Source organism: Pseudolactococcus piscium (genome assembly GCF_002441695.1).
GTDB lineage: Bacteria > Bacillota > Bacilli > Lactobacillales > Streptococcaceae > Pseudolactococcus > Pseudolactococcus piscium.
Genome location: NZ_JXJW01000050.1, coordinates 1 through 2,024 on the forward strand (window position 1 = coordinate 1; position 2,024 = coordinate 2,024).

1 protein-coding gene is annotated in these 2,024 nt (G+C 38.1%); it reads left to right on the top strand.

All coding sequences use genetic code 11. From position 1 onward, the window contains the following. On the top strand, positions 1 to 2,024 hold a 2,024-nt coding region (locus RU86_RS11705; RefSeq protein WP_143468136.1), incomplete at both ends, for a BspA family leucine-rich repeat surface protein.

Consider the following 2,024-nt stretch of genomic DNA (forward strand, 5'->3'; position numbering starts at 1 on the left):
TCTTCTTCTGCATCAGACCTAAAACGTGAAGGGAACTATCTGACTGGAAACTGGATTAAAAAAGATAATCAATCAGCTGCCTATGCCCCAGATAGCTTCATGACGAACTATGGGAAAGGTGACCTAAAAGCGGGCACCTATGTCGCAAAAATTCAACCCCTTCTCTGGGGATATGCATCATGGAGTTTTGATAGTACTACTGGTATTTTAACCATTGGTCCAGGTAACTTAGACAAGACTGAGAACGCACCTTGGAAAAGAAATGATGATAAAAAAATAGCTGAGGACAAAATCAAAAAAATCGTCTTTACAAGCGCCACTAAAGCACCTGACAAGACGACCGCATTATTTAAGTCGCTAAAAAACTTAACTGAGATAAACGGATTGACAAATCTAGATACTTCAGATGTGACGGACATGTCTAGGATGTTTGAAGGGTGTAGCGCACTAACAGCATTAGACTTGTCAAACTTTAACACTGAAGAGGTAAGTAGCATGCTTGATATGTTTCTTTTCTGTACGAGTCTCACATCATTAGACCTAAAATCATTTAATACGAAAAATGTAAATGATATGAGGGGGATGTTTAGAGGAAGTTCATCGCTTATCAATTTAGATCTAACAAGTCTTGATACGTCAAACGTATCACAGATGGGCGGGATGTTTAAAGATATAACACTGGTTAGTTTAACATTAGGAGATAACTTTAAATTTGTCGGTGAAGACAGCAATTTAAGAAAACCACTATCGTCTTCTTCTGCATCAGACCTAAAACGTGAAGGGAACTATCTGACTGGAAACTGGATTAAAAAAGATAATCAATCAGCTGCCTATGCCCCAGATAGCTTCATGACGAACTATGGGAAAGGTGACCTAAAAGCGGGCACCTATGTCGCAAAAATTCAACCCCTTCTCTGGGGATATGCATCATGGAGTTTTGATAGTACTACTGGTATTTTAACCATTGGTCCAGGTAACTTAGACAAGACTGAGAACGCACCTTGGAAAAGAAATGATGATAAAAAAATAGCTGAGGACAAAATCAAAAAAATCGTCTTTACAAGCGCCACTAAAGCACCTGACAAGACGACCGCATTATTTAAGTCGCTAAAAAACTTAACTGAGATAAACGGATTGACAAATCTAGATACTTCAGATGTGACGGACATGTCTAGGATGTTTGAAGGGTGTAGCGCACTAACAGCATTAGACTTGTCAAACTTTAACACTGAAGAGGTAAGTAGCATGCTTGATATGTTTCTTTTCTGTACGAGTCTCACATCATTAGACCTAAAATCATTTAATACGAAAAATGTAAATGATATGAGGGGGATGTTTAGAGGAAGTTCATCGCTTATTAATTTAAATCTAACAAGTCTTGATATGTCAAATGTATCACAGATGGGCGGCATGTTTAAAGATATATCACTGGTTAGTTTAACATTAGGTGATAACTTTAAATTTGTCGGTGAAAACAGCAATTTAAGAAAACCACTATCGTCTTCTTCTGCATCAGACCTAAAACGTGAGGGAAAATATCTGACTGGTAACTGGATTAAAAAAGACAATCAGTCAGCTGCCTATGATACACAAAAATTCATGGCCAACTATGGGAAAGGTGACTTAAATGCAGGCACCTACGTAGCAGAAACTGGATCCCTGCTCTGGGGGGATGCACCCTGGAGTTTTGATAGTACTACTGGTATTTTAACCATTGGTCCAGGTAACTTAGATAAGCCTGATAACGCACCTTGGAAAAGAAATGATGATAAAAAAATAGCTGGGGATAAAATCAAAAAAATCGTCTTTACAGGCGCAACTAAAGCACCTGTAAATTCGACTGATTTATTTAAGTCGCTAAAAAACTTAACTGAGATAAACGGATTGACAAATCTAGATACTTCAGATGTGTCTAACATGACCAGGATGTTTGATGAGTGTACCGCACTAACAGCACTAGACTTGTCAAACTTTAACACAGCTAAAGTAACGAGCATGCTGGATATGTTTCTTTTCTGTACGAG